At 33.5% G+C, this 1,693-nt stretch carries 2 protein-coding genes; both read left to right on the top strand.

Annotation, left to right across the window (positions count from 1 at the left end; genetic code table 11):
- The first annotated feature begins 451 nt into the window (after window positions 1-451).
- Window positions 452-913: a mobile mystery protein A gene (locus BFP75_RS13620; RefSeq protein ID WP_099545927.1), complete on the top strand. Its 462-nt coding sequence runs from the start codon at window positions 452-454 to the stop codon at window positions 911-913.
- Entirely contained in the window at window positions 904-1,500 is a 597-nt protein-coding gene (locus tag BFP75_RS13615) for a mobile mystery protein B (protein ID WP_099545926.1), read from the top strand. Before BFP75_RS13620 ends, BFP75_RS13615 begins: the two co-directional genes overlap by 10 nt.
- Window positions 1,501-1,693 lie beyond the last annotated feature (193 nt).

Raw genomic sequence — 1,693 nt, 5'->3', positions numbered from 1 at the left:
CAGATCCAAAACGCCTTTTAAACGACGGTAGAAATTCGTCTGCGGTACCCGGTCACTTAATTGGAAATTATTGAAAAGCTTCTCTTGATAATCCTTTTTACCCTGCATACCTAAAGTTACGATCCTTTTACGGATCGGCAAGATCGAAATGCCCCTTTTTTTATAACTTGTGCAACAGGCACACCGTGTATAATTAATTGCTTTGGTCGTTGTTTATTTGGAAAATTCCTTCGGAATTTTCTCGCGTTCGTTTTTGTTTACTAAATTAGTTGCTTAAACACGCAACTAAACATACACAAAACCGTTGGCATTAATTTATCAGAACAACTAAAAGTAAACAATTAAGTTTACTTTTTTTATTTTTTATAAACATATATGATTACTTTTATATATATTTGTAAATGCAAATGTTTACAATTTTGTTATTTTATAAACTTAAAGATTTACAAAAATGAGAAATAAACGAAAACTTTTAATTGAGCAATTGGACCAAAAACTTCAACCATTCTCTGAAACCAGAAAGGTCCTGGTCCCAGAACGTGGATGGATAAATACAATTCGGACGTCACTCAATATGACAATGGCACAACTTGGTGCCAAATTAAATATAACAAGACAAGGAGTAAAAAGAATTGAGGAAAGTGAGGCTAATGGTACAATAACGCTCAATTCTTTAAAAGATGTAGCCAATGCAGTTGACTTAAAATTAGTATATGCACTGGTCCCACTAAATGGGACCATAAACGATTTAATTCAAATAAAAGCAGAAAAAATGGCCCGAAAAATAGTTTTAAGAACTAACCAAAATATGAAATTAGAGGACCAAGGAATTGGAGATGAAAAGATATCCAAAACCATAGAGGAGCTTGCTAGCGAAATAAAACGAGAGATGAAAAAATCATTATGGGATTAGAATTCGATTATAAAGATGGACAAACACCTTTAGACGAAGAAGAAAAGGAAGGACTTAAAATAAAGTCTATTACTACTCAAGGAGAACTAGATGAATTTGAGCAATTGAACATTGAAAAAGCAGTTGAATGGACTATTCATTCAAAATTCAAACTTGAAAAAATTTTAACTGAAAAGTTTGTGAAAGACTTACACAAAAAAATGTATGGTGATGTATGGAAATGGGCAGGAGAATTTAGAAAGACTGAAAAGAACATTGGAATTCCGTGGACACAAATTGGAATTGAATTAAAAAATTTATTGGACGACACTAAATATTGGATAGATAACAACACTTTTCCACCTGAAGAAATAGCTATAAGATTTAAGCATCGCATAGTATCCATTCATTGCTTTCCAAATGGAAATGGAAGACACTCAAGGATGATGGCTGATATAATTATGGAATCAATATTTGGAAATGAAATATTTTCTTGGCATCAATCAAATATGGTTAAAGCTAACGAAACAAGAAATCAATATATAAAAGCTTTAAGAGAAGCTGATAACGGAAATTTCAAACAGTTAATTGAATTTGCAAAAAACTAATGCCAACATCGGTAACCGTTGCACAAGATATTAATCCGTGAAAAAATGGATCCGTACAAGCCTCTTTACGGGGCTTTTTTTGGTCCGCCTTAGATTGGCAGCGCTAATCTTGGATGCCTTACAAAAGCACCGAACAACGGTTCAAGGGCACTTTTGGCCCATCTTGCCAAAGCTGGTGTCATTACCCCGCTTT

This window comes from Maribacter sp. 4G9 (assembly GCF_002742265.1).
In the GTDB taxonomy this organism is placed as follows: Bacteria; Bacteroidota; Bacteroidia; order Flavobacteriales; family Flavobacteriaceae; genus Maribacter.
The sequence above is the reverse complement of the archived record's forward strand: the minus strand, read 5'-3'. Positions and strand labels throughout refer to the sequence as shown.